Origin of the sequence: Pseudomonas sp. R37(2017) (genome assembly GCF_002113375.1) — a bacterium.
Classification (GTDB): domain Bacteria; phylum Pseudomonadota; class Gammaproteobacteria; order Pseudomonadales; family Pseudomonadaceae; genus Aquipseudomonas.
The window spans coordinates 277377-299236 of sequence record NZ_NEHO01000007.1 but is presented as its reverse complement, the minus strand read 5'-3'; the positions used below and the strand labels follow the sequence as shown (position 1 = coordinate 299236).

Below are 21860 nucleotides of genomic sequence, written 5' to 3'. Positions count from 1 at the left end.
CCACAAATGCCCTCATACCGGCCCCCGGGGGGGTTGCGTATCGCCCGAAGCAGTGGCGATATAGGCGCCTGACAAATTTTCAGGGGTCGTTGTATGCCGCTCGCCACGTTGATTCATCGCGCCAGTTTGCCCAGCCCGCAAGTGACTGCGGAGCAAGCGCTAGAGCTGCTGGAAGAACATTACGGGCTCAGCGGAAAGTTGCACGCCCTTGGCAGCCAGCAAGACCTCAACTACCGCGTCGACAGCGAACAGGGACGTTTCGTCCTGAAAATCTGCCGTGGCGACTACTCGGTACTGGAGCTGCAGGCACAACATGCCGGGCTCAAACACCTGGGCGCGCACCCCGATGTCCATGTGCCGCGTGTCATCGCCGCAAAAAACGGTGCAGACCTGCTGTCTCTGGATGTGGGGGGCCAGGCGGTACAGGTTCGCCTGCTCGATTACATCGAAGGCCAGCCGCTGACCAGCCTCGAGTATTTCACCCCCGCGGTGGTCTCCGGTTTCGGCCGCCTGTGCGGCGAAATGGACCTGGCCCTGGCGGATTTCGACCATCCAGGCCTGGAACGAACCCTGCAGTGGGACGCCCGCCATGCTCACGCCTTGATCGCGCACTTGTTGCCAGTGATCAAGGATGAAGCCCAGCGCAAATTGATCGTCGAAGCGTCCGCACAGGCCGAACGGCATTTGCAGCCGTTGGAAGCCAGGCTGCCGGTGCAGGCCATTCACATGGACATCACCGACGACAACGTGGTGTGGCAGCGCGATGCGCAACGCCATTGGCAGTTGCAAGGCGTGATCGATTTCGGCGACCTGGTGCGCACCTGGCGCATTACCGATCTGTCGGTGACCTGCGCGGCGCTGCTGCATCATGGCGAGGGCGATCCGTTCTGCATTTTGCCGGCAATCCAGGCCTATCACGCGGTCAACCCGTTGCAACATGAAGAACTGCTGGCACTGTGGCCGCTGATCGTCGCCCGCGCGGCGGTGCTGGTGCTCAGTGGCGAACAGCAGGTCAGCATCGACCCGGGCAATGCCTACAGCCGCGATAATCTGGTCCATGAGTGGGAAATCTTCCGTGTGGCCACGTCGGTGCCGTTGGCATTGATGGAAGCGGCGATCCTCACGGCCGTCGGCCAGCATTTGCCCGCCATTGGCAGCGAAGGTTTCGTGCCGCTGTTGCCGAGCCTGGTAGGGCGTGAGTTCGCCTTGATCGACCTGGGTGTGCTCAGCCCGCATTTCGAGGCCGGGAACTGGGAACAGGAGGGTGTCGATCAGCGCCTGCTGGATGAAGCGGCCGCGGTACACGGCCTGGCGGCCAGCCGCTATGGACAATACCGCCTGTCCCGCACCCGACCGGACAGTGCCACTGAACCGGACACTTGCCCGTTGCACGTCGAGTTGCGCGTGCCTCAGGGCACGGCGGTCGAAGCGCCGTTTGCCGGGGTGGTGCATCACCCATCGGCGGGCGTGCTGCAACTGGACGGTCCGCAGTCGAGTGTGCGGCTTTGGGGCGTCACGCCGTCGCTGCACAGTGGCGCGGCAGTGGTCAAAGGCCAGGTACTGGGCTCGGTCGACGGGCCTTTGATCGTGCAGTTGTGCCGTGGCGCGTCGGTCGATGCGCCGTTGTTCTGCGCACCTTCGCGCGCGGCGGCCTGGCAAGCGTTGTGCCCATCGCCGGCGGCACTGCTGGGGCTGGCCTGTGATGCCGAAGCCGAGCTCGACGGAGCGACCTTGCTGGCCCGGCGCGATGCCAGCTTTGCCCGCACGCAGAAACACTATTACGTTGACCCGCCGCGCATCGAACGCGGCTGGCGCAACCATTTGATCGACATGCAGGGCCGCTCCTATCTCGACATGCTCAACAACGTCGCGGTATTGGGTCACGGTCACCCGCGCATGGCAGCGGTCGCCAGCCGCCAGTGGTCCCTGCTCAACACCAACTCGCGCTTCAACTACGCAGCCGTGGCCGAGTTCTCCGAGCGGTTGTTGAAGCTGTCCCCTGACGGCATGGATCGTGTGTTCCTGGTCAACAGCGGCAGCGAGGCCAACGACCTGGCGATTCGCCTGGCATGGGCCTACAGCGGCGGCCGCGACATGCTCAGCGTGCTGGAGGCCTATCACGGCTGGACGGTCGGCGCGGATTCGGTGTCGACCTCGATCGCCGATAACCCCAAGGCACTGAGCAGCCGCCCGGACTGGGTACACCCGGTGACCGCGCCAAACACCTATCGCGGTGAATTCCGTGGGCCAGACAGTACGCCTGACTACGTGCGCAGCGTCGAACACAACCTGGCGAAAATCGCCGAGCAGAAACGCCAACTGGGCGGTTTCATCTGCGAGCCGGTGTACGGAAATGCTGGCGGTATCTCGCTGCCACCGGGCTACTTGAAGCAGGTCTATGGCATGGTCCGGGCCCGGGGCGGTGTATGCATCGCCGACGAAGTGCAGGTCGGCTACGGGCGCATGGGCGATTTTTTCTGGGGCTTCGAAGAACAGGGCGTGGTACCGGACATCATCACCATGGCCAAGGGCATGGGCAACGGCCAGCCACTGGGCGCGGTCATCACTCGCCGGGAAATCGCCGAGGCGCTGGAGGCCGAGGGTTACTTCTTCTCGTCCGCCGGTGGCAGCCCGGTCAGTTGCCAGGTCGGCATGGCCGTGCTGGATGTGATGGAAGAAGAAAAACTCTGGGAGAACGCCCAGATCGTTGGCGGGCACTTCAAGAAGCGCCTCGAAGCCTTGATCGATATTCATCCGTTAGTGGGCGCGGTGCACGGTTCCGGTTTCTACCTGGGCGTCGAACTGATCCGCAACCGCGAAACCCTGGAGCCGGCCACCGAAGAAACCACCGCACTGTGCGATCGCTTGCGTGAACTGGGGATCTTCATGCAGCCGACCGGCGACTACCTGAACATCCTCAAGATCAAGCCACCGATGGTCACTTCGCGCCAGAGCGTGGATTTCTTCGTGGACATGCTGTCGAAGGTGCTTGCGGAAGGGCTGTAAGCCGATCCACCTGTGAATGAGGGCCAATGTGGGATCGCCGCACCGCCGCTCCCACAGAGGCGGTGAGTTTAGTTCGATTGATATCGGCCTTTTATCGATTAATTTTGTAACCGTGGATTGAGTACGCTTTAAAAGCCGATATTTATCGGCTATAAAGTGACACAGTCCACGGCGTGTAGCACTGCGCTTTCCTTTTCTGTCAGGCATCAATGCCACTCTGGAGTCCTGAGCCATGACTACGTTGAACAGCACCCCTCGCGCCGACGGCTTCTACATGCCGGCCGAATGGGCACCCCAAACCCAAACCTGGATGATCTGGCCCGAGCGCCCGGACAACTGGCGCCTGGGAGGCAAGCCGGCACAAGCCGCGCACGTGGCGGTGGCCAAGGCCATCGCCCGTTTCGAACCGGTAACCGTGGCGGTTTCCGCTGGCCAGTACGAAAACGCCCGTACCCGTCTGGACGTGCCGAACATTCGTGTTGTGGAAATGTCGAGTGACGACGCCTGGGTCCGCGATACCGGCCCGACCTTTGTCATCAATAACAAGGGTGAAGTCCGTGGTGTGAACTGGGACTTCAATTCGTGGGGCGGCTTCGACGGCGGCCTGTATTCGCCATGGAACCGCGACTCGCAGGTTGGCGGCAAGATCCTCGAGATCGAGCGCAGCGCGCGTTACCGTACCGAAGGCTTCGTGCTTGAAGGCGGCTCGATTCACGTCGACGGCGAAGGCACCCTGATTACCACCGAAGAATGCCTGCTCAACCGCAATCGCAACCCGCACATGAATCGTGCGGAAATCGAAGCGGTCCTGAGTGCGAACCTGGCTGTGGATAAAATCATCTGGCTGCCGGACGGCTTGTTCAACGACGAAACCGACGGGCATGTGGATAACTTCTGCTGCTACGTACGTCCGGGTGAAGTGCTGCTGGCCTGGACCGATGATCCGCAGGACCCGAACTACCCGCGCTGCCAGGCCGCGATGAAAGTGCTGCAAAGCAGCACCGACGCCAAGGGTCGCCCGTTCATTGTGCACAAAATGCCGATCCCGGGTCCGCTGTTTGCGACTGAGGAAGAGTGTGCCGGTGTCGACCCGGTGGACGGTACCCAGGAACGTAACCCGACTGTTCGCCTGGCCGGTTCCTATGTGAACTTCCTGATCGTCAACGGCGGCATCATCGCGCCGTGCTTTGATGACCCACAGGATGGCCCGGCAAAGGAAATCCTGCAGAACCTGTTCCCACAGCATGAAGTGGTGATGGTGCCTGGCCGCGAACTGTTACTGGGGGGTGGCAATATTCACTGCCTTACCCAGCAGCAACCCGCGCCGCACAAAGAGTGAGTGAGGTTGTAACAGCTTGAGTTGATTGCGAAATTCCTCAAGCTGTCGATCAGCCTTCAGTGATGCGCAGAGCCCGCGGCCCATAAGGGTCGCGGGCTTTTTTGCATCCACTTCCCCACACTTCGGAAACCTTGGCACAGCTCTTGTATCTCTGCTTTTGTAACTCGGGGAGGGGGAGGACTTCGATGTTCTGTCATAAACCTTGGATAAGTTAGCCGCTCACAAACCGGGAGAGAGCGCTGAAATGAACGCCGAAGTGAACGTGGTGAGCGACAAGGCGTTGCATCCCCTGGCAGTAAACAGCGAATCGCTCCAGATTCTGGCGCACTGGTTCAAGTCCAATGGAATGCGTCAGATCAGCGAAACTGATCCGCGCCGGACGATGATCGAGCGCTACCCCGCTGGTTTTTTCAGCGAGGCGGAACTGGATGCGTTGTGGGATGTAATGGAAGGATAAGAAGAACAACAACGGATTGATCAAAAAAAAGCGCTGCCGGGATGGCAGCGCTTTTTTTTGTGCGCAGATTCATGCAATCACCGCTATTGCGAACGGACCTGGGTTTTGTGGCAAAGCCATTCGACCGATTCAAGCAACAGTCTGAAAGCCGATCCGGCGTTTTTCCGGGACTGCTGAGGCACTAATCTGTCGACATCGAATTTTCCCCAATTTCTGTCGGAGCCTTCCCATGGTCCTGCATTACATCTACGACCCGTTGTGCGGTTGGTGCTACGGAGCCAAACCGCTGGTGCAAGCCGCCCAGGCTGTGCTGCCCGTGATTGCCCACGGCGGTGGCATGATGACGGGTGCCAATCGGCAAAAGGTTTCGCCACAACTGCGCAATTACGTCATGCCCCACGACCGGCGCATTGCCGAATACAGCGGGCAGCCGTTCGGTGAAGCCTATTTCGAAGGTTTGCTGCGTGATCACAGCGCTGTGTTCGATTCGGCGCCACCCATCGCTGCGGTACTGGCTGCCGAGCAAATGGCCGGTCGCGGGTTGGAATTATTGGGGCGTTTGCAAAGTGCTCACTACGTGGAAGGGCGCCGCATTGCCGACGAATCGGTACTGTTTGAACTGGCCCGTGGCATGGGACTGGACCCTCAAGCCTTCGAAGGAGCCTTCCGGGCGGCCGACACCGAAGGTCATATCAGGAGCAGCCGGGCGTTCCTGGCAAAAGTTGGCGGGCAGGGCTTTCCGACCCTGGTGCTTGAGCACAATGACCAATTCACCCTGATCGATATCGGGCCATGGCTGGGCAAACCTCAGGCATTTGCACAATGGTTGGGTCAGTCGCTTCCGGATCAGGACTCATCCAGTTCCGTAGCAACTTGCGGCCTCGAAGGTTGTGTCGATTGAATATTCCTGCCGCGTAAAGCAGTTTCTTAGACGTTTTTTGCCTATTTGTAGAAGATTCATGAAATTGACACGCTCTTAAGGGCGCGGCTACGATTCGGCCCAACGCCTGTGGCCGACTGCCACGACTCAAAAACAATAAAAGGCCCGCCGCGAGAAATCGTGGGCGGGCCTTTTTGTTTTCGCCTTGAAACAAGAGCGCGATAGCGCCGTTTCGGCCGTTCGACACAGCGCGTATCAACCGTATCAAGGAAAAAAATAATGTTGAACAAGCGAATCAGCCTGATCGCTCTGGGGATGTTGAGCGCAACGCCGGCCATGGCGAACGACCAGGCCGAATCCAAGGGTTTTGTTGCAGACAGCAGCCTCAAAGTGCTGCTGCGCAACGCCTACATCAATCGTGATTTCAAAGACGGCAACCCGGATAAATCCGAGTGGGGCCAGGCGGCCATCGGTACGTTCTCGTCCGGCTTCACCCAAGGCACCGTGGGTGTGGGGGTGGACGCGTTCGGTCTGTACGCATTGAACCTGGAGCGCAGCGAAGACCGTAGCGGCGCGCAAGGCATCGATTTCTTCAAGAAGGGCGACAGTGGCCAGCCGGCTGACGACTTGTCCAAAGGCGGCGCGGCGATCAAGTTCCGCCTGTCCAGCACCACCCTGACCTACGGCGACCAGATGCCGGCCCTGCCGGTACTGAACTACGACAACTCGCGCCTGCTGCCAGAAAGCTACACCGGCACCCTGATCACTTCCAAAGAGATCAACGGCCTGCAACTGGACGCCGGTCGCTTCACCGCCGAGTCGCGTAAAAGCGCTGAAGGCCGTGACAGCGGTGGCTTGAAGTCGATCAACGTGTTGGGCGGTAGCTACCAGTTCACTGAACAGTTCAAGGCTGCGCTGTACGCTTCCGACGTCGAAGACGTGCTGAAGAAGCAATACGTGAACGCCAACTACGTGTTCCCGATCGACAAGGATCAGTCCCTGACCCTGGACTTCAACGGCTACCGCACCAAGCTGGACGATTCCTACGTCCGCGAAAACGGTATCACCGGCGACGACAACAAGATCTGGAGCCTGGCCGCCACCTTCATCACCGGCCCGCACTCGTTCACCCTCGCACACCAGCGCAGCACCGGCGACAGCAACCTGGGCTACGCCTACGGCGGCTACCAGAAAGACCAGGGTCGCGTCGGCGACGGTGGCAACACCATCTACCTGGCGAACTCCTACTGGTCCGACTTCAACGCCGAAGACGAACGCAGCTGGCAGCTGGGCTACGGCCTGGACTTCAGCACCTTCGGTGTACCGGGCCTGAGCTACAACGTGGCCTACGTGCGCGGTGACAACATCACCACCTCCACCAGCGAAGGCGGCACCGAGCGCGAGATCTTCAACCAGATCAAATACGTCGTCCAAAGCGGCCCGGCCAAAGACCTCAGCGTGAAACTGCGCAGCTCGGTCCTGCGCGTGTCGCAGAAGTCGAGCGAATACAACGTCAGCGGCAACGAAGTGCGTGTGTTCGTGGATTACCCGATCAACGTCTTCTGATGATGGGTTGTGGTGTCGAGGCCTGATCAAAGGCTGAGAAAAAAGAAGAAGCCCCGACTGGTTCGGGGCTCTTTTTTGGTTTAGGGCTTTTCCAAGCGGCTCTTTCAATGGCAATGGCGATGCCCTTCAAGATTGTCGGAAGTCTCTGAGGAAAAAAGAGGACCTACCTGATTTCTCGTGACGATTCAACAAGCTGAAATAGCAGTTGTTATCGTGAGAGATCACCGAATGAAAGCTCCAGGGGTAAAGGAAGCTCCTGATCAGGAAAACTGGAGGGATTTAGGTTTGCCGGATCTGCGGGACATGCCGATACCCTTGGAAAACAAGGTGATTCGAGAGCTACCTGGAGCCGTTGATGTCTGCTCCGCTCTAAGGCAAGTAGCACTGGGTTTTGGATTGCATGAAGGGACTGACACGGTGCTGATCGAAACGCCATATTTACCCGTGACAGTTCGGCTTGAGCATCTACGTCACATTGTGGAAAAGCGCCCGAACGCCCGAGAGCGCTTCACTGAATTTGCTGTAGATACGCTGAATAATCCATTGGAAATCTGGCGGGTTTCCTACAGCGATGGTTCCTATCGTCTCGCCTTCATTGGCATATACCCCACAAAGTACCAAATGTTGGTAGTAATCCATGTTGACCGTGGGTATGTACTTTGGAACTTCATGAATTGTGACAAAAAGGCGCTGAACAAGCACCGGCACGGCGGATTGGTTTATCAGCGTTACCTACTATCCAAACAAAAAAAGCAGCCTGAGTAGGCTGCTTTTTTTGAGAAGCTTGCTTGATATTTTGCTCCCTCAAGCAAGGGAGAAGAGGTCTCACCCGAGCGCTGATTTTCAGGTCATCAACGGGGTTCCTAACGCCGACTATTGCCACCTGAAGGCAGTCGGTTTCGCGCTCTTGGGCAAATTCTCTGTCACAGATGATGGGTGTGTCAACCGCGAGCTGCAGCCTTGTGGTGGTCAGATCGGCGAAGTCGCGCGTATCAAATGGACGACAGAAAAAACGGTATAGAATCCAATAAAATTCATTACACCACGTAATGAATGAAGTTCCCGTCCCCACCTTTATCCCCTCCAGCCAACCTCCTACATTCACCTCCAACACCTCTCCCATCATCCCGACGGGAAGGTCACTGGAGTTTCCCTCATGCCTTTCGTATCCGTACGCATCACCCGCGATGGCGTTACTACCGAGCAGAAAGCTCAGGTGATTGCCGAGATCACTGAAACACTGGAGCGCGTCCTCAACAAACGCCCTGACCTGACCCACATCGTGATCGAGGAAGTCGATACCGATAACTGGGGCTACGCCGGCATCACCACCACCCAGTACCGCAAGCAACTGGCCGAGGCGGAGGAGAAGTCATGACGGCCTCCGTCACCATCGATTTCATTTCCGATGTGGTGTGCCCCTGGTGCGCGCTGGGGGTGACGGCGCTGGAACAAGCGATTGAAAACGTGGCCGGGGAAGTCTCGGTCGAGCTGACCTACAAGCCGTTCGAGTTGAACCCGAACATGCCGGCCGAAGGTGAGCAAGCGGTCGAGCACCTGATGCGCAAGTACGGCAGAACCACCGACGACATCGCCGCTGGCAAGGTCATGCAGATCGCTCGCGGCGAGGCCATCGGCTTCAAGTTCGATCTGGAGAAGCGTACGCATTTCTACAACACCTTCGATGCGCACCGTTTGTTGCTGTGGGCGTTGCAGGAGGGGCGGCAAGTCGAGCTGAAGAAGGTGCTGCTACGGGCCTACTTCAGCGAAGGCCAGAACCCGAGTGATCAGTCGACACTGGTGCGGCTGGCGACTGAAGCGGGGCTGGATGGGGCAAGTGCACAAGAGGTGCTGGCGTCCGGTGCGTTCGCCGATGAGGTGCGGGCGCTTGAAGCGTACTACCAGCAGCGTGGCATCAATTCGGTCCCGGCCTTGGTGCTCAACGGTCGCCACCTGGTGTCCGGCTCGCAATCGGTCGAGTACTACGAACAAATGTTGCGACAAATGGCCAAGGCAGCGGCCGAAGTTTGATTACCGATTTTCTATCCCACTTTTAATGGTCAGAGGTCTTCATCATGAGCATTTCGAAAAAAGTCATCGTAATCACCGGCGCCTCCCAGGGTCTCGGCGACGGTATGGTCAAAGCCTTTCGTGAACTTGGTTACCGTATCGTCGCCACTTCGCGCTCGATCAAACCGTCCACCGATCCGGACATCCTCACCGTGGCCGGCGACATCGGCGAGCCGGAAACCGCCCGGCGCGTCATCCGTGAAGCGATCTCCCGTTTCGGCCGCATCGATACCCTGGTCAACAACGCCGGGATCTTCGTCGCCAAACCGTTCACCGCGTACACCGCAGAAGACTACGCCAATGTGCTGTCAGTGAACCTCAATGGCTTCTTCTACATCACCCAACTCGCCATCGCCGAGATGGAAAAACAGGGCAGCGGCCACGTCGTCAACATCACCACCAGCCTGGTGGACCACGCCATCGACGGCGTGCCATCGGTGTTGGCATCGCTGACCAAGGGCGGCCTCAACGCGGCAACCAAATCCCTGGCCATCGAATACGCCAAGCGCGGGATTCGGGTGAACGCTGTCAGCCCCGGCATCATCAAGACCCCGATGCACGGCGAAGAAACCCATGCAGCACTGGGCAATCTGCACCCGGTCGGGCACATGGGCGAGGTCGATGATATTGCGCAAGCGGTCGTGTATCTGGACGGCGCCAAGTTCGTCACTGGCGAAATCCTGCACGTGGACGGAGGTCAGAGCGCGGGACACTAAAAGCGCTTTTCCAGGCCCCGGATACAACAAAGCCCCTGCATTGCTGCGGGGGCTTTGTTTTGTATGGTGCCCGACGCCAGGCATCGCCCCGGTGAACTACCGATTACAAGCGGTTTGCCCCGGCGTTTTTCCATGATTCACCAGGTAACTAAAACCAGAAAAAGCCTTTGTATTCATGGTCTTTTCCTTATTTCGTTGTTTCGCTTCGTTGCACGTTGTAGTCTTCAGCCGTCCGAGAAGCTGGCACCAATTATCCCAAGCGTATTGCGAATACTGGAATAGATGAACTTTATAAAAAATAATAAGCTGTTCTCCTGCTTATACTTGCTGGCAGTCGTCATAACCATCGGCGTGGTGTACTCACTGGGCTTCCAGGAGGCGGCAAGCCAGATTGCGAGCGCGCCCGAGCGCCTGAGAAACTTCACGTTCCCCATCTGGGAGCAAAACACTTTTTCGCAGCACGGTTTCCTCGTCTTCTATTCGATGGAGAACTACGCAAACAAGATTGCGTATTCCAACCACGCCACGGCTTATCTGTTCTACATGTACGCCCTCTATAAAGTGGAAATGTTTGTGCCGGCGTTACCGATGAGAGTGACAGGGGCTTTCCTGAACATCATTTCGCTGGCGGGCGTTACGTTCTTTTTTCTGTCCCGCCTGGTGGAAAAGCGCCTGGCATTCGGTCAGGGACTGCTGATTCTGTTATCGGTCGTATTCATGGTGTCGATGCCGGGATTCTGGATTTCTTCGGCCAGATTCAACGTCGACAATACGTTCCCATTGATATTTGCGCTCCAGGCGCTGGCTGCATTCTTGATCTGGAAAAATCGGGAACGGTCCGCAACAGCCATGACAGTGATCGTGATTTTTGCCGTGTTTTCTCCGATCTCGGCGGCGTTGCTGGGCGCCGCCTTGCTGGTTTGGGCATGCCGCACCGACGGTCTCGACAGACGGATGTGTCTTCTGGCATTGGTGGCCCTTGTCGCGGCCGTTGCCTTCTATCTGCCGTCCCCACTGATATCGAAGGCACTGGGTTTCACCTCGTCCAACAGCGGCTGGCTGTTTCGCGCGGGCCTGGATGGCGACACCACTTATTTCAACAACATCTTGAAGTCGATACTTGATCCGCAGTTTCCGCGGCCAATTCCGACCATTGCCGTGCCGATCCTGTTCCTGGTGGCCCAGTTGGCGTTTTTCCGCATGATCAAACGGCGTGAACCTGCCGGCGTTGCGGCACCGGCGGGGGCGTCCCCGTTGGCTGGCATCAGCCTGTTCTACTACCTGCTTTTTTCGCAATACGTGATGACCAGCCTGCTGTGGCCACAGGCAGTTGCCATTCATCCGTACCTGTATGACTACCTGCTGATGGCACCGGTTTTCGTCGCGATTGCGCTGAATTTTGCATTCAAACCTTCACCGGCTGCGTTGCGTTTCTGGGCACTGGCGCTGTTGTTCTGCATTTCCTTCCATTTCCAGCAGGTCGCGCAGGCAAAATGCCAGGGGTGTTACTACCCGGCTGCCTGGGACGTGAGCATCAAGCAACCATGAAGACCGTTGCCATTCTCCAGTCGAACTACATACCCTGGAAGGGCTATTTCGACATGATCGCCGCGGTCGATGAGTTCATCCTCTATGACGACATGCAGTTCACCAAGAACGACTGGCGCAATCGCAACCTGATCAAGACGCCGCAAGGCGTCCAATGGCTCAGCGTGCCTGTCGGGCAAGGCATCAGTCGCCGCATTCGCGATGTCGAACTGGCCCCCGCCTGGCAGGTCAAGCACTGGAAAACGTTACAGAGCAACTATCGGCGAGCGCCTTTCTTCGATGAGGTCGCCCAGTGGCTCGAGCCGCTCTATCTGGTGGAGACCCATACGGGTTTGTCGCCGATGAACCGGAAGTTCATGGAAGCGATTTGCCAATACATCGGTATTGAAACCCGCATTACCAATTGCTGGGACTACATGTCCACCGGCGATAAAACCCGGACTGCCCGGCTGGTGGACCTTTGTCAGCAGGCCGGCGCGACGCAATACCTGTCGGGGCCGGCGGCAAAGGATTACATTGAGGCGCCGCTGTTCGACGACGCCGGCATTGCGCTGCAATGGTTCGATTACGCCGGCTTCCCCGAGTATCCGCAGCTCTGGGGGGAATTCACCCATGGCGTCACCGTCCTGGATCTGCTGTTCAATTGCGGCAAGGACGCGCACCGTTACATGAGGCATGTCAAAGCATGAAGCTGTCCATCGTCTCCACGCTTTACCGCTCGGCCAAGTTCCTCGAGCAGTTCCATCTCCGTGCAAGCCAGGCGGCACAACAACTGGTCGGAGATGATTACGAAATCGTACTGGTCAACGACGGTTCGCCCGATTCAAGCCTGGAACTGGCCGTCCAGTTGACCGAAACCGATCACCACGTGGTGGTCGTCGATCTCTCGCGCAACTTTGGCCACCACAAGGCCATGATGACGGGCCTGCGACATGCCCGCGGTGAACGTGTCTTCCTGATCGATAGCGACCTGGAGGAAGATCCGGCATGGTTGCTCTCGTTCAGCGAGCAGATGGAGCGCGAAAAGGCCGATGTGGTCTACGGTGTCCAGCAGCAGCGAAAAGGCAAGCACTTCGAGCGCTGGACCGGGCAGGTGTTCTACAAACTCTTCCGTTTCCTCAGCGGGCTGGATATGCCCGACAATATCGTCGTCGCCAGGCTGATGTCGCGCCGCTATGTGGACGCGCTGATTCAGCATGACGAACGCGAGCTGTTCATGGCGGGTCTGTGGGTCATCACCGGCTTCGATCAGCGTGCGCAGACCATCGTCAAGAGCAGTCGTGACGAGACGACCTACACGCTGGGAAAGAAAGTGGCGCAACTGGTCAATTCGATTACTGCCTTCAGCAGTGCACCGCTGGTGGGAATCTTCGTCGTGGGCTGCGCGATCTTCCTGCTGTCGGCCGCCTACACGAGCTTTCTCATCGTCAACTGGCTGCTCCTGGCGAACCCGCCCAGCGGCTATACGTCGCTGATGGCTTCGATCTGGCTGCTCGGCGGCCTGATCATCGCATTCGTCGGCGTGGTCGGGATTTATCTCGCCAAGATCTATTCCGAAGTCAAACAGAGACCCTACACTATCGTCCGGAACGTCTACCGTCAGGCTGAGGTGCGGAACATCGAATGAAAAAACTCATAATTTTTGGTCTCACCGACGCCGCCGAGCTCGCGCTCTATTATTTTTCCAACGACTCCGACTATCAGGTCGAGGCGTTTGCCGTCGATCCCGCCTACATGCCGGCCGACAAGAGCTTCAAGGGATTTCCGGTGGTGGCATTCGATGAAGTCACCCAGATCTACCCGCCCGACCGGTATGCCTTTTTCGTCGCGCTCGGCTATTCCAAACTCAACCAGATGCGCAAGGAAAAGTATCTGGCAGTCAAGGCGCTGGGCTACGAAATGGTCAGCTACATCAGTTCGCGAGCCTCGGTGCTGACAGAGGACATCGGCGAAAACTGCTTCATCCTGGAAGACAATACCATTCAGCCCTTCGTGCGCATCGGCAACAACGTGACCCTGTGGAGCGGCAATCACATCGGACATCATTCGCGTATCGAAGACCACTGTTTCCTGGCCTCGCACATCGTCGTATCCGGCCGTGTGACGATCGGGGAAAGCTGTTTTCTCGGCGTCAACGCGACCCTTCGCGATCACGTCACCATTGGCGAGAAATGCATCATCGGCGCCGGCGCCCTGATACTTGGAGATGTCGCTGCCGAAGGCGTGTACGTCGGACAAGCCACCGAACGGTCGCGCGTACCGAGTACCCGCGTCAGGAACATCTAAAGAACATCATCATTGGTTTGAAGAAATCCCATGTGGAAAAAACTAGGAAAGATATTCTGCGCAGAAGGGCAGAGCGACTGGTTGTATTCTCACGCGATGATTCCCATTGCCGAGCAGGTGAACGGCGACCTGTATCGCATCTATTTCTCATCGCGTGACAAGAACAATCGCGGACACGGCGGCTTCCTCGAGATCGACATGCGGGACCCGACCAAGGTCTTGAGCGTCCATCCGGATCCGGTCCTTGAACCGGGTGACCTCGGATGTTTCGACGACAGTGGCGCCTTGCCCAATTCGATCGTCAACGTCGGTGGCCGCAAGCTGCTGTACTACACCGGGATCAACCTGGGCGTGACGGTGAAGATCCGCAATTCCATCGGCCTGGCCGAATGGAACGAGGCCACCCAGCGCTTCGAGAAGCTGTTCCGCGGCCCCGTCATCGACCGCACCCGCGATCTTCCTCACTTCGTCGCCACCCCCGAGGTGCAGTTCGAGGCCGGACGATTCCGGGCCTGGTTCACCTCCTGTGTGCGATGGGAGCAAGGCCCTTCGGAAGCGAAGCACTTCTATCATCTCGAGTATGCCGAGTCCGCCGACGGGATCGAGTGGGAGCGCGACGGCACGGTTGCCATCGGGTTCCGTGACGAACACGAGTACGCCCTGGGTGTGCCGCGTGTGCTCAAGGATGCGGACATGTACCGGATGTGGTTCTGCTCCCGGGCCACGAAAGACTGCCCCACCTACCGGATCCGCTACGCAACCTCGTCCGATGGCGTGCAATGGACGCGACACGATGAGCAGGTGGGAATCGACGTATCGGAGTCGGGTTGGGACTCGGAGATGATCTGTTACCCGTTCGTCTTCGATCATGCCGGTCGCCGCTACATGCTTTATAACGGCAACGGCTATGGCAAGACCGGTTTCGGGATCGCCGTCTGGGGAGATGAGTGATTCCAATGCAGCGCTGGCGACCCGTGATCCGGCCCATTCTCCGTTACGCAGTCGTCGGCGTCGCCTGCAATGCCGTCGGCTATGCGGCCTACCTGGCGTTGACGTGGCTGGGCATCCCATTCAAGCTGGCCATGAGCTTCCTGTATGTGCTTGGCATCTGCATCAGCTTCCTGGGCAACCGCAATTGGGCGTTCGAGCATCGCGGCAACGTCGTGGGGACGGCCTGGCGCTTCGGCCTGGCGCACGCAGCCGGCTATCTGCTCAACCTGGCCTTGCTGACGGTGTTGGTCGACAAGCTGGGATATCCTCATCAGTGGGTCCAGGCCGCTGCCATTTTCGTTGTAGGAGGTTTCTTGTTCGTCGTCTTCAAGTTGTTCGTCTTTCGACATGACCAACCGGATGGGACCCAGGCGTGAAGATCTGTTCTGAATGCGAGACGCCGTACGCCTCGGAGCAATGGGCATGCGTCCAGTGTGGACATCAGGTGGCTCGAAAGAACGGTTTTGCCGCGTTTGCGCCGGAACTCGAGGACAAGCAGGAGGGCTTCAAGGCCGACTTCTACGAGACCTACGCGCATCTTGAAAGCGGCCATTTCTGGTTCCGGGCCCGTGGCAGGTTGATTACATGGGCGCTGACGAAATATGCGCCGCGCATGCGTTCATTTCTGGAAATCGGGTGCGGTACCGGCTTCATCCTGAGTCGGGTCGCCTCGGCGTTTCCGAAGGCCACGTTGCTTGGCAGCGAGATGTTCTCGACCGGGTTGAAGTTTGCCTCCTCTCGCTTGCCCGGTGCCGAGTTCGTGCAGATGGATGCGCGTGATATCCCCTACATCGACGAGTTCGAAGTGATTGGCGCGTTCGATGTCATCGAGCACATCGAGGCGGATACCCTGGTGCTCCAGCAGATGCACCGTGCCCTGAAGCCCGGGGGCATCGTGTTGTTGACCGTGCCCCAGCATCAGTGGCTGTGGAGCCAGGTGGATGAATATTCCTGCCACGTGCGACGCTACGATGCCGCCGACCTGCATCGCAAGATGGAAGAGGCGGGGTTTTCTGTCGTGCGCAGCACATCGTTCGTCTCGTTACTGCTGCCGGCAATGATGATTTCGCGCGGCGCCAAGAAGCAACAGCGGGGCGATACGAGCGAGACCGCCGAATTAGCGGTACCCAGGGCGCTCAATGTGCTGTTTGGTTTCGTGATGTGGCTGGAGTGTTTGCTCATCAAGGTGGGAGTGAGTTTTCCGGTCGGTGCTTCCAGGCTGCTTGTCGCCCGGAAAAAGAGTTGATGCTCCCCCGCTTTGCATAACGACGTGATGTCCGGTTCGACCCGATTAAAATTTGCGCGCGAAGGCTCAAACGGTGGAAGACAAAAAGATCCAGTTCAATCGCCCCTACATGACGGGGAAAGAACTTTATTACATCGCTGAAGCCAAGTTCGGCAATATTCTCGCCGGCGATGGCCCGTTCACCAAGCGGTGCCATGAGTGGTTGACCGAACGTACCGGCTCGAGCAAGGCCTTGCTGACCCACTCGTGCACGGCAGCGCTGGAAATGTCCGCGTTGTTGTTGGACATCCAGCCGGGCGACGAGGTCATCATGCCCTCGTTCACGTTCGTTTCCACGGCCAATGCCTTCGTTTTGCGCGGCGGCGTTCCCGTGTTCGTCGATATCCGTCCGGACACCCTGAACCTGGATGAGACGCTGATCGAAGCGGCCATCACACCGCGCACCAAGGCAATCGTGCCGGTTCATTATGCGGGAGTGAGTTGCGAGATGGATACGATCATGGAGATCGCCCGGCGTCACAACCTCAAGGTGGTCGAGGATGCGGCACAGGGGGTCATGGCCGCATACAAGGGCCGGGCTCTGGGCAGTATCGGGGACCTCGGCGCCTTCAGCTTCCATGAAACCAAGAACGTCATTTCGGGCGAGGGCGGCGCATTGCTCGTCAATGATCCTGCGTACGTGTTGCGCGCAGAAATCATTCGCGAAAAAGGCACTGACCGTAGCCGTTTCTTCCGCGGCGAGGTCGACAAGTACACTTGGCAGGAAGTCGGGTCGTCATTCCTTCCAGGGGACGTGACTGCCGCGTTTCTCTGGGCACAGTTGGAAGAGGCCGAACACATCACGCAGGCGCGGCTTGCCATCTGGCAGCGGTATCACGAATTGCTGGCGCCGCTGGAAACCAGCGGGGCACTGCGCCGGCCTATCGTGCCGGCCGACTGCCAGCACAACGCGCACATGTACTACGTGCTGCTGCCCGCAGACGTGCCGCGACAACCGGTGCTCGATGCCCTCAAGCGAGAGGGCATCAATTCGGTCTTCCATTACGTGCCCCTCCACTCCTCGCCGGCTGGCCAGCGTTACGGCCGTGTCCATGGCGCCATGGACAACACGGTGAGCCTCTCGGAACGCTTGCTGCGACTGCCGCTGTGGGTAGGTATGTCGATCGAGCAGCAGGAACGCGTGGTGGAGGTCTTGCGGAACGAACTGTGTCGCTGATTCGACAAGCACACCTGCCGGAGTTCGGCACGATCCGAGTCTGCGGTTAATCGCAGCAGCTTGCGGCTCGGCGCGTTCCTTGTAGCCTTGCGACGCATATCTGGTCGAGGTGGCTTGGCCCGCCGGACGCTAATCGCACTTTGGGAGAACCACCACGGCGTGGCTTAGCCTAAAAGGTTCTGGCTACCTGGGTTGCTGTCGACGACAGTTCATTGCCCGATCTTTTCTACGTCTGTGGATAATTCGGGTCAGGGTTCGAATGTTCGAGAGATCTGCGGCTATGGATGAAATTATCCATCGGTGGAAATCAGTGTTTTCCACAGACGTTTGCGTGGGCTTTAGATTTTTTGAATAAGGTCCGTCCAGGCAGGGCGGCTTTGTAGCCCGCTTGGATACGCCACGACTATTTTGTAGGGCGGTAATGTTTTTGCCGACCGGGTGAGGGAGTTCATCGACTCGATGGGAACAGACCACGGTTTTTGGCTTGAGTGATCGAGCAGGAAACCAATCGTGGTTTATTTCTGACTTCCTTACTCCAAATACCATTGCTGCAGACGTTTCCAATCATTTGGAAATCCCATGAGTCTCAAGTAACCCGGTTCCTGCTGATCCATGATTTCGGCCAGGCGAAATTTCCACTGGCTGTCTGGACTGATCAAGTCGGTTAGATAAGCCAGCATGGTCAATACGATGTATAGCCGCTGCTTGGGTTGAGGCCAGTCGACAGGCGCATTTGGGATGATCCATTCTTTGGGTAAGGATGGTCGAATCGAAAGTTCTCGGTTCCATAGTCGTGAGTGGTGGGCGCAGCAGTTTCGAATGAAGGTCAGGGTGTGGAGCCAAGAGGCCAGTACTTCGAAGGGCAGATTGAATCTGCTGGCGATCGCTTTCTTGTCGACGCTTTTGCCTATGGCATTGAAGAGGGTAGATACCGTTCCGAGGCTGAGTTCTTCCAGAACAGCCCAAGCGGGTGGCAATTCAGGATGGGCATAAGTCGACCCGTAGAATCGAAAATAGTTATCGCGCATGCGGTTTTCAATCCGCTGTTTCTGGACGCTATCGGCCTGACGACTCTTTTTTATGCGATCAATCTCGCGTCCAAGTTTGTTCCGTTCCTTGCTCAGCTGATCTCGCAGAGGGCGCAGTAGATCGGAATGTGAATATGACGAGGAGAAGATTGACGCGTCAGCTATCCAGTCAGGCCCATACTTGGGGCACATGTGATTGCTGATGGTCGCGCGTATGGCGACTTCGATACGTTCTATGGCGTCCATGGTCATGCGGCGCAACGAACCATCGAATCGGTAGATGTCGACGACTGCTTTCAGAGTGCTACCGGGCTTGAAGGTATGCTCAGGGCCTGGCTCCTGGAAGGGGCGCATGTAGGGGCTCGGGCGAAACAGCGTGACCACTTCAAGAAAGCGCATAGCCCGATCGTCGTTGGCGACGTGCAGGCCTCGTTGCTTTAGCAGTTCCAATTGCTGTTCTACGCTGAGGGCCGGCTTGTCGAAGGGCCTCATGTAGTTTTCTCCGGGCAAAAAAAACCCGCACGATTTGAGCTTGCTGACTGGGTCAACCTAGGCTTGGCGGGTGTGTTGGGGTGCATTATAGGTAGGTGTAAGAGCCCGTCAACGTCGCGCTGATGTGAAGTTGTAACGGGGAGGCGCGTGGGCAATGTTTGGTCTTGAGACAGTGCTGGTCTTGTCGCAGCAATCTGGCCGCTTCCAGGAAAGTTTCCCAACCCCGGAAACAACAAAGCCCCTGCATTTCTGCGGGGGCTTTGTTTTGTATGGTGCGGCACCAAACGAACGGTAGCCTTAGGCGAGGCCAGGTTTTCTGCGGGTCTGGAATTCGGTGGAAAATTTGGCGTACCCCTACTAGTAACTATTAATAAATCAGCTAGTTATGGCTTTCGGTGGAATCGAAGTGGGGACGTAAAAGGGCTGCGCCCCTGGCCGGAATACCGGCAATGTGGTGAAGGTCAGCGAGGCGGCATTTCTTACGCAGAGGCTTGCAATCCACCTCGTGCATTCGAATAACCCGATGATCAACAGCTTCTATTTGCTCTTGTGATGCATGCTCTGGTAATACACGCTGGATGTTGACGAGTTGCTTGAACTGCTCATTCGGTTGCTCTGGTTACGGCTCAGAACGAAACCGACGTTGCTGCCTTGCGGTCGGCGCTGAAGCCAGCGAAGGGACCGGGCAATTTCCGTAACATCTTCATGTACGCACTAGGTGGAAAGAAAGACGGTCTTCAGCTGATACCTGTCAATGAGGTAGCGGCGAAGGATGAGTTCGGTTCGATCAAGAACATCAGCCGCGACGACATGCTGGCCGGCCTGCAGATACCGCCGCAGATGATGGTCATCGTGCTGCAAAACGCGGGTGGGTTCGGATAGATCAAGGAAGCGGCCCAGATCTGGGCGATGCGCCATCAGCTAGACAGAAATCATGAATCGTGTGAAATGCATATCTCTCCTCAACTAGCTGTATACGTTGCTCGCCATAAATTTGTTTCAAATAAATAATTGTATCTTCTTGTAGGCGAAAAAGTTGAGCGCCGGATCGATGTACCCGTTCCTTGTCTTTATCTTGTTCGCGGCGTTTAGATATTTCATTCGGGTCGGTTTTTAGAAAAAATATTCTGTCTAGCTCGAGGTTTTTCAGAGTGCTGGCAGGTACCCAATAAAGTGAATCAGAAGTTTCAATAACTGCATGTAGCTCTATTATTGTGTTTTTTGTTATTTCCCTAAGCTGACGGTATTCTTCAACGAGTACATCTTGATTGGCTGGTAGATGTTTTGCTGCTAGCTCCCTAAGAGTGGTAGTCCGGCCACGTATACGTAGCAGGTGTGATGCTGATGTGCTAGTATAGTCGGTGTGCATTGCAGCTAGGCGCCTGGTAAGTGTGGTTTTACCCGAGCCCGAGAGGCCAAAAATTCCGATATGCATTCAATACCCCCTCATGAGTGAAGCGTGTTCTTCATTAAGATAGCTGAAAGACTGAGGAGGGGTTATGCCTTTGGCGCGAAGCACTGGTAGAGGGATTTTTTTTTCGTATTCTCTAACATTTTTTAGAAAAATCGCATATCCTTTCGGGCTGCCCTTGAAATATTCATCGAATGCCGCGTGTGTTATGCCAGCAATAGCGAAAAGCTGTTTTTTTATTTGTTCTGGAGATGCGCAAAGAATTTCTCCGATCTCAGCTTCACCGGTCAACATTTTTACTGGAGATGAAGAGTAGATGTATAATTTACAGCCTCTCTGGAAATCTTTTCCTATCCGTTTTCGTAGCTCCACCGTTTTTTCACCGTCATAAATTTTAGACGCGTATTCCGGTTTTATGCTGATAAGAATTTTCTTCACAAAATCTATCCTGTGAGGTTGTAGTGGCCAAGAGTTTAGCATTTTGGATCGATGGTAACACGTCGGGAAAAGTCCCTGAAATCGATTTGCATATTAATTATTGGTTGTTAAATCAAAATACTATTCATGAGTTCAATTACCTCGATATAGGGGTAAGGTTCGTAAGTTTAAGTTTTGATGCCGTAATTAATATATACTTCCCATTCAAGATTACATCAGATCAGTATATTCCGGGGTTGGGGGAGCTTATATGTTCTCGCACCGATTTGATTCAAACCATCTTTAATGCTAGGCAACTATCTACGAAGACTAGTTCCAATACTTCTGTCGATATTGAGTTTGAAGGTGATGGGGTTCTTCGTATTCATAAGCAAATTGCTTTGGGTCCTCAAAGCGGGAATGTATCTATCATTGATATCGCTGAGGGATCCATTCTTTCATTTCCTCTCGCATCAATGCATCATAGCGTCTCCCAAGACGCAGATGAACTGCCAGGATATTTTCGCTTTAGAATAAACATGGACCGAGTTGAAGCTAGAAAGGAAATTTCTCAGAGTTATAAGCATAGCGATAGTTTTATTCTTAGTAGACTAGAATCTACGGAGATTGTCGACTTTCGAATCAACGAGGTCAGAGATCTTCCGGGAATTATACAATCCAAAAATCTTCTAGGGACCGAGAACCATCTAGGGGCTGGTATAAAAAATATTCATTTTTTCTTAATCAGAGAAGTAGATTCGGAATTCAAGCAAGCACATGCCAATTTTCATCGCTGTCGTTTACTTGAAAAGGAGCTATGGAGTGACTACCTTACCTCCTTTGATGAAAAGAAAGTCATCTTGCCTAAGCAAATGCTCATCTATCATTGGCGTGAATCGGTAGATAAGGAGAAGCTCAAGATTAATGCCAATCTAAGAATTGAGAAGTTCAACGCTTTTGCCAAGTTTGGTAAGATTACCGTTACGACTTATACATTCATTTGGTTTATTTTGTTCGCGCTACTTCTCGGTGCCTTTGGAGGAATTTTGGGTGATTTCTTAGTCGACTGGTTAGGACCAAAATTTAATGCGTTCAGCCTTTTTTTACGCAATCTTATAATTGTACATATCCAATAGAATAGATCTGTTCAACTTGCTTTAGTTGAATGGTTTAGCTATAATGCCCGATAATA

At 56.0% G+C, this 21860-nt stretch carries 21 protein-coding genes and 1 pseudogene; 19 read left to right on the top strand and 3 right to left on the bottom strand.

What is annotated here, in order from left to right:
* Positions 1-93: 93 nt before the first annotated feature.
* The 17 genes from CAG47_RS14605 (at position 94) to rffA (ending at position 17320) form a co-directional block, all read left to right on the top strand.
* On the top strand, positions 94-3006 hold the full coding sequence (locus CAG47_RS14605; protein WP_085725563.1) for an aminotransferase: 2913 nt from the start codon (positions 94-96) through the stop codon (positions 3004-3006).
* 232 nt (positions 3007-3238) lie between these two features.
* Positions 3239-4345, top strand: a complete 1107-nt coding sequence (gene aguA / locus CAG47_RS14600) for an agmatine deiminase (RefSeq protein WP_085725562.1) — start codon at positions 3239-3241, stop codon at positions 4343-4345.
* 244 nt (positions 4346-4589) lie between these two features.
* Positions 4590-4802 (top strand): hypothetical protein, encoded by a 213-nt coding sequence (locus CAG47_RS14595; RefSeq protein ID WP_085725561.1) that lies wholly within the window; start codon positions 4590-4592, stop codon positions 4800-4802.
* 229 nt (positions 4803-5031) lie between these two features.
* Complete coding sequence (locus CAG47_RS14590) at positions 5032-5703, top strand: DsbA family protein (RefSeq protein WP_085725560.1); 672 nt, start codon at positions 5032-5034, stop codon at positions 5701-5703.
* A 258-nt stretch (positions 5704-5961) separates the two neighbouring features.
* Positions 5962-7248, top strand: a complete 1287-nt coding sequence (locus tag CAG47_RS14585) for an OprD family porin (RefSeq protein WP_085725559.1) — start codon at positions 5962-5964, stop codon at positions 7246-7248.
* A gap of 177 nt (positions 7249-7425) precedes the next feature.
* Complete coding sequence (locus tag CAG47_RS14580) at positions 7426-8013, top strand: PBECR2 nuclease fold domain-containing protein (RefSeq protein WP_256577434.1); 588 nt, start codon at positions 7426-7428, stop codon at positions 8011-8013.
* Between the two features lie 391 nt (positions 8014-8404).
* On the top strand, positions 8405-8626 hold the full coding sequence (locus CAG47_RS14575; protein WP_085725558.1) for a 4-oxalocrotonate tautomerase family protein: 222 nt from the start codon (positions 8405-8407) through the stop codon (positions 8624-8626).
* A complete protein-coding gene (locus CAG47_RS14570; RefSeq protein WP_085725557.1) occupies positions 8623-9279 on the top strand; it encodes a DsbA family oxidoreductase in 657 nt (218 codons plus the stop codon). The genes CAG47_RS14575 and CAG47_RS14570 overlap by 4 nt, the downstream gene beginning before the upstream one ends.
* 44 nt (positions 9280-9323) lie before the next feature.
* Complete coding sequence (locus CAG47_RS14565; RefSeq protein WP_085725556.1) at positions 9324-10034, top strand: SDR family NAD(P)-dependent oxidoreductase; 711 nt, start codon at positions 9324-9326, stop codon at positions 10032-10034.
* Between the two features lie 282 nt (positions 10035-10316).
* On the top strand, positions 10317-11582 hold the full coding sequence (locus CAG47_RS14555) for a hypothetical protein (protein ID WP_143515855.1): 1266 nt from the start codon (positions 10317-10319) through the stop codon (positions 11580-11582).
* A complete protein-coding gene (locus tag CAG47_RS14550; RefSeq protein WP_085725553.1) occupies positions 11579-12271 on the top strand; it encodes a WbqC family protein in 693 nt (230 codons plus the stop codon). Before CAG47_RS14555 ends, CAG47_RS14550 begins: the two co-directional genes overlap by 4 nt.
* Positions 12268-13209: a glycosyltransferase family 2 protein gene (locus CAG47_RS14545; protein WP_085725552.1), complete on the top strand. Its 942-nt coding sequence runs from the start codon at positions 12268-12270 to the stop codon at positions 13207-13209. The genes CAG47_RS14550 and CAG47_RS14545 overlap by 4 nt, the downstream gene beginning before the upstream one ends.
* Positions 13206-13868 (top strand): acetyltransferase, encoded by a 663-nt coding sequence (locus CAG47_RS14540; protein WP_085725551.1) that lies wholly within the window; start codon positions 13206-13208, stop codon positions 13866-13868. Before CAG47_RS14545 ends, CAG47_RS14540 begins: the two co-directional genes overlap by 4 nt.
* A 30-nt stretch (positions 13869-13898) precedes the next feature.
* On the top strand, positions 13899-14819 hold the full coding sequence (locus CAG47_RS14535; protein ID WP_085725550.1) for a hypothetical protein: 921 nt from the start codon (positions 13899-13901) through the stop codon (positions 14817-14819).
* Positions 14820-14824: 5 nt separating this feature from the next.
* Positions 14825-15235: a GtrA family protein gene (locus CAG47_RS14530; protein WP_085725549.1), complete on the top strand. Its 411-nt coding sequence runs from the start codon at positions 14825-14827 to the stop codon at positions 15233-15235.
* A 68-nt stretch (positions 15236-15303) separates the two neighbouring features.
* Positions 15304-16104, top strand: a complete 801-nt coding sequence (locus tag CAG47_RS14525; protein ID WP_256577433.1) for a bifunctional 2-polyprenyl-6-hydroxyphenol methylase/3-demethylubiquinol 3-O-methyltransferase UbiG — start codon at positions 15304-15306, stop codon at positions 16102-16104.
* Positions 16105-16177: 73 nt separating this feature from the next.
* The gene (rffA, locus tag CAG47_RS14520) at positions 16178-17320 is read left to right on the top strand and encodes a dTDP-4-amino-4,6-dideoxygalactose transaminase (protein WP_085725547.1); all 1143 of its coding nucleotides are present in this window, start codon (positions 16178-16180) and stop codon (positions 17318-17320) included.
* A 530-nt stretch (positions 17321-17850) separates the two neighbouring features.
* Here the strand turns inward: rffA and CAG47_RS14515 are convergent.
* Positions 17851-18840 carry an Abi family protein gene (locus CAG47_RS14515; protein WP_085725546.1) on the bottom strand — a complete coding sequence of 330 codons (990 nt, stop codon included), beginning with the start codon at positions 18838-18840 and terminating at the stop codon, positions 17851-17853.
* A 624-nt stretch (positions 18841-19464) separates the two neighbouring features.
* On the opposite strand from CAG47_RS14515, the pseudogene CAG47_RS14510 reads away from it, so the two are divergent.
* Positions 19465-19719, top strand: a pseudogene (locus tag CAG47_RS14510) (Presumed portal vertex protein); the annotation flags it as partial.
* 4 nt (positions 19720-19723) lie between these two features.
* Here the strand turns inward: CAG47_RS14510 and CAG47_RS14505 are convergent.
* Together CAG47_RS14505 and CAG47_RS14500 are read right to left on the bottom strand one after the other, a co-directional pair.
* Positions 19724-20275 carry an AAA family ATPase gene (locus tag CAG47_RS14505; RefSeq protein WP_085725545.1) on the bottom strand — a complete coding sequence of 184 codons (552 nt, stop codon included), beginning with the start codon at positions 20273-20275 and terminating at the stop codon, positions 19724-19726.
* Positions 20276-20689, bottom strand: coding sequence for an ASCH domain-containing protein (locus tag CAG47_RS14500; protein ID WP_085725544.1), 414 nt, complete (start codon positions 20687-20689; stop codon positions 20276-20278).
* Positions 20690-20712: 23 nt separating this feature from the next.
* Here CAG47_RS14500 and CAG47_RS28050 point away from each other — a divergent pair, with 23 nt between their 5' ends.
* The gene (locus CAG47_RS28050; RefSeq protein WP_143515853.1) at positions 20713-21804 is read left to right on the top strand and encodes a hypothetical protein; all 1092 of its coding nucleotides are present in this window, start codon (positions 20713-20715) and stop codon (positions 21802-21804) included.
* Positions 21805-21860 lie beyond the last annotated feature (56 nt).

What these genes read in the sequence shown, in the direction of transcription:
- CAG47_RS14605 (WP_085725563.1), top strand. Translation starts at nt 94, where the DNA reads ATGCCGCTCGCCACGTTGATTCATCGCGCCAGTTTGCCCAGCCCGCAA.
- aguA (WP_085725562.1), top strand. Translation starts at nt 3,239, where the DNA reads ATGACTACGTTGAACAGCACCCCTCGCGCCGACGGCTTCTACATGCCG.
- CAG47_RS14595 (WP_085725561.1), top strand. Translation starts at nt 4,590, where the DNA reads ATGAACGCCGAAGTGAACGTGGTGAGCGACAAGGCGTTGCATCCCCTG.
- CAG47_RS14590 (WP_085725560.1), top strand. Translation starts at nt 5,032, where the DNA reads ATGGTCCTGCATTACATCTACGACCCGTTGTGCGGTTGGTGCTACGGA.
- CAG47_RS14585 (WP_085725559.1), top strand. Translation starts at nt 5,962, where the DNA reads ATGTTGAACAAGCGAATCAGCCTGATCGCTCTGGGGATGTTGAGCGCA.
- CAG47_RS14575 (WP_085725558.1), top strand. Translation starts at nt 8,405, where the DNA reads ATGCCTTTCGTATCCGTACGCATCACCCGCGATGGCGTTACTACCGAG.
- CAG47_RS14570 (WP_085725557.1), top strand. Translation starts at nt 8,623, where the DNA reads ATGACGGCCTCCGTCACCATCGATTTCATTTCCGATGTGGTGTGCCCC.
- CAG47_RS14565 (WP_085725556.1), top strand. Translation starts at nt 9,324, where the DNA reads ATGAGCATTTCGAAAAAAGTCATCGTAATCACCGGCGCCTCCCAGGGT.
- CAG47_RS14555 (WP_143515855.1), top strand. Translation starts at nt 10,317, where the DNA reads ATGAACTTTATAAAAAATAATAAGCTGTTCTCCTGCTTATACTTGCTG.
- CAG47_RS14550 (WP_085725553.1), top strand. Translation starts at nt 11,579, where the DNA reads ATGAAGACCGTTGCCATTCTCCAGTCGAACTACATACCCTGGAAGGGC.
- CAG47_RS14545 (WP_085725552.1), top strand. Translation starts at nt 12,268, where the DNA reads ATGAAGCTGTCCATCGTCTCCACGCTTTACCGCTCGGCCAAGTTCCTC.
- CAG47_RS14540 (WP_085725551.1), top strand. Translation starts at nt 13,206, where the DNA reads ATGAAAAAACTCATAATTTTTGGTCTCACCGACGCCGCCGAGCTCGCG.
- CAG47_RS14535 (WP_085725550.1), top strand. Translation starts at nt 13,899, where the DNA reads ATGTGGAAAAAACTAGGAAAGATATTCTGCGCAGAAGGGCAGAGCGAC.
- CAG47_RS14530 (WP_085725549.1), top strand. Translation starts at nt 14,825, where the DNA reads ATGCAGCGCTGGCGACCCGTGATCCGGCCCATTCTCCGTTACGCAGTC.
- CAG47_RS14515 (WP_085725546.1), bottom strand. Translation starts at nt 18,840, where the DNA reads ATGAGGCCCTTCGACAAGCCGGCCCTCAGCGTAGAACAGCAATTGGAA.
- CAG47_RS14505 (WP_085725545.1), bottom strand. Translation starts at nt 20,275, where the DNA reads ATGCATATCGGAATTTTTGGCCTCTCGGGCTCGGGTAAAACCACACTT.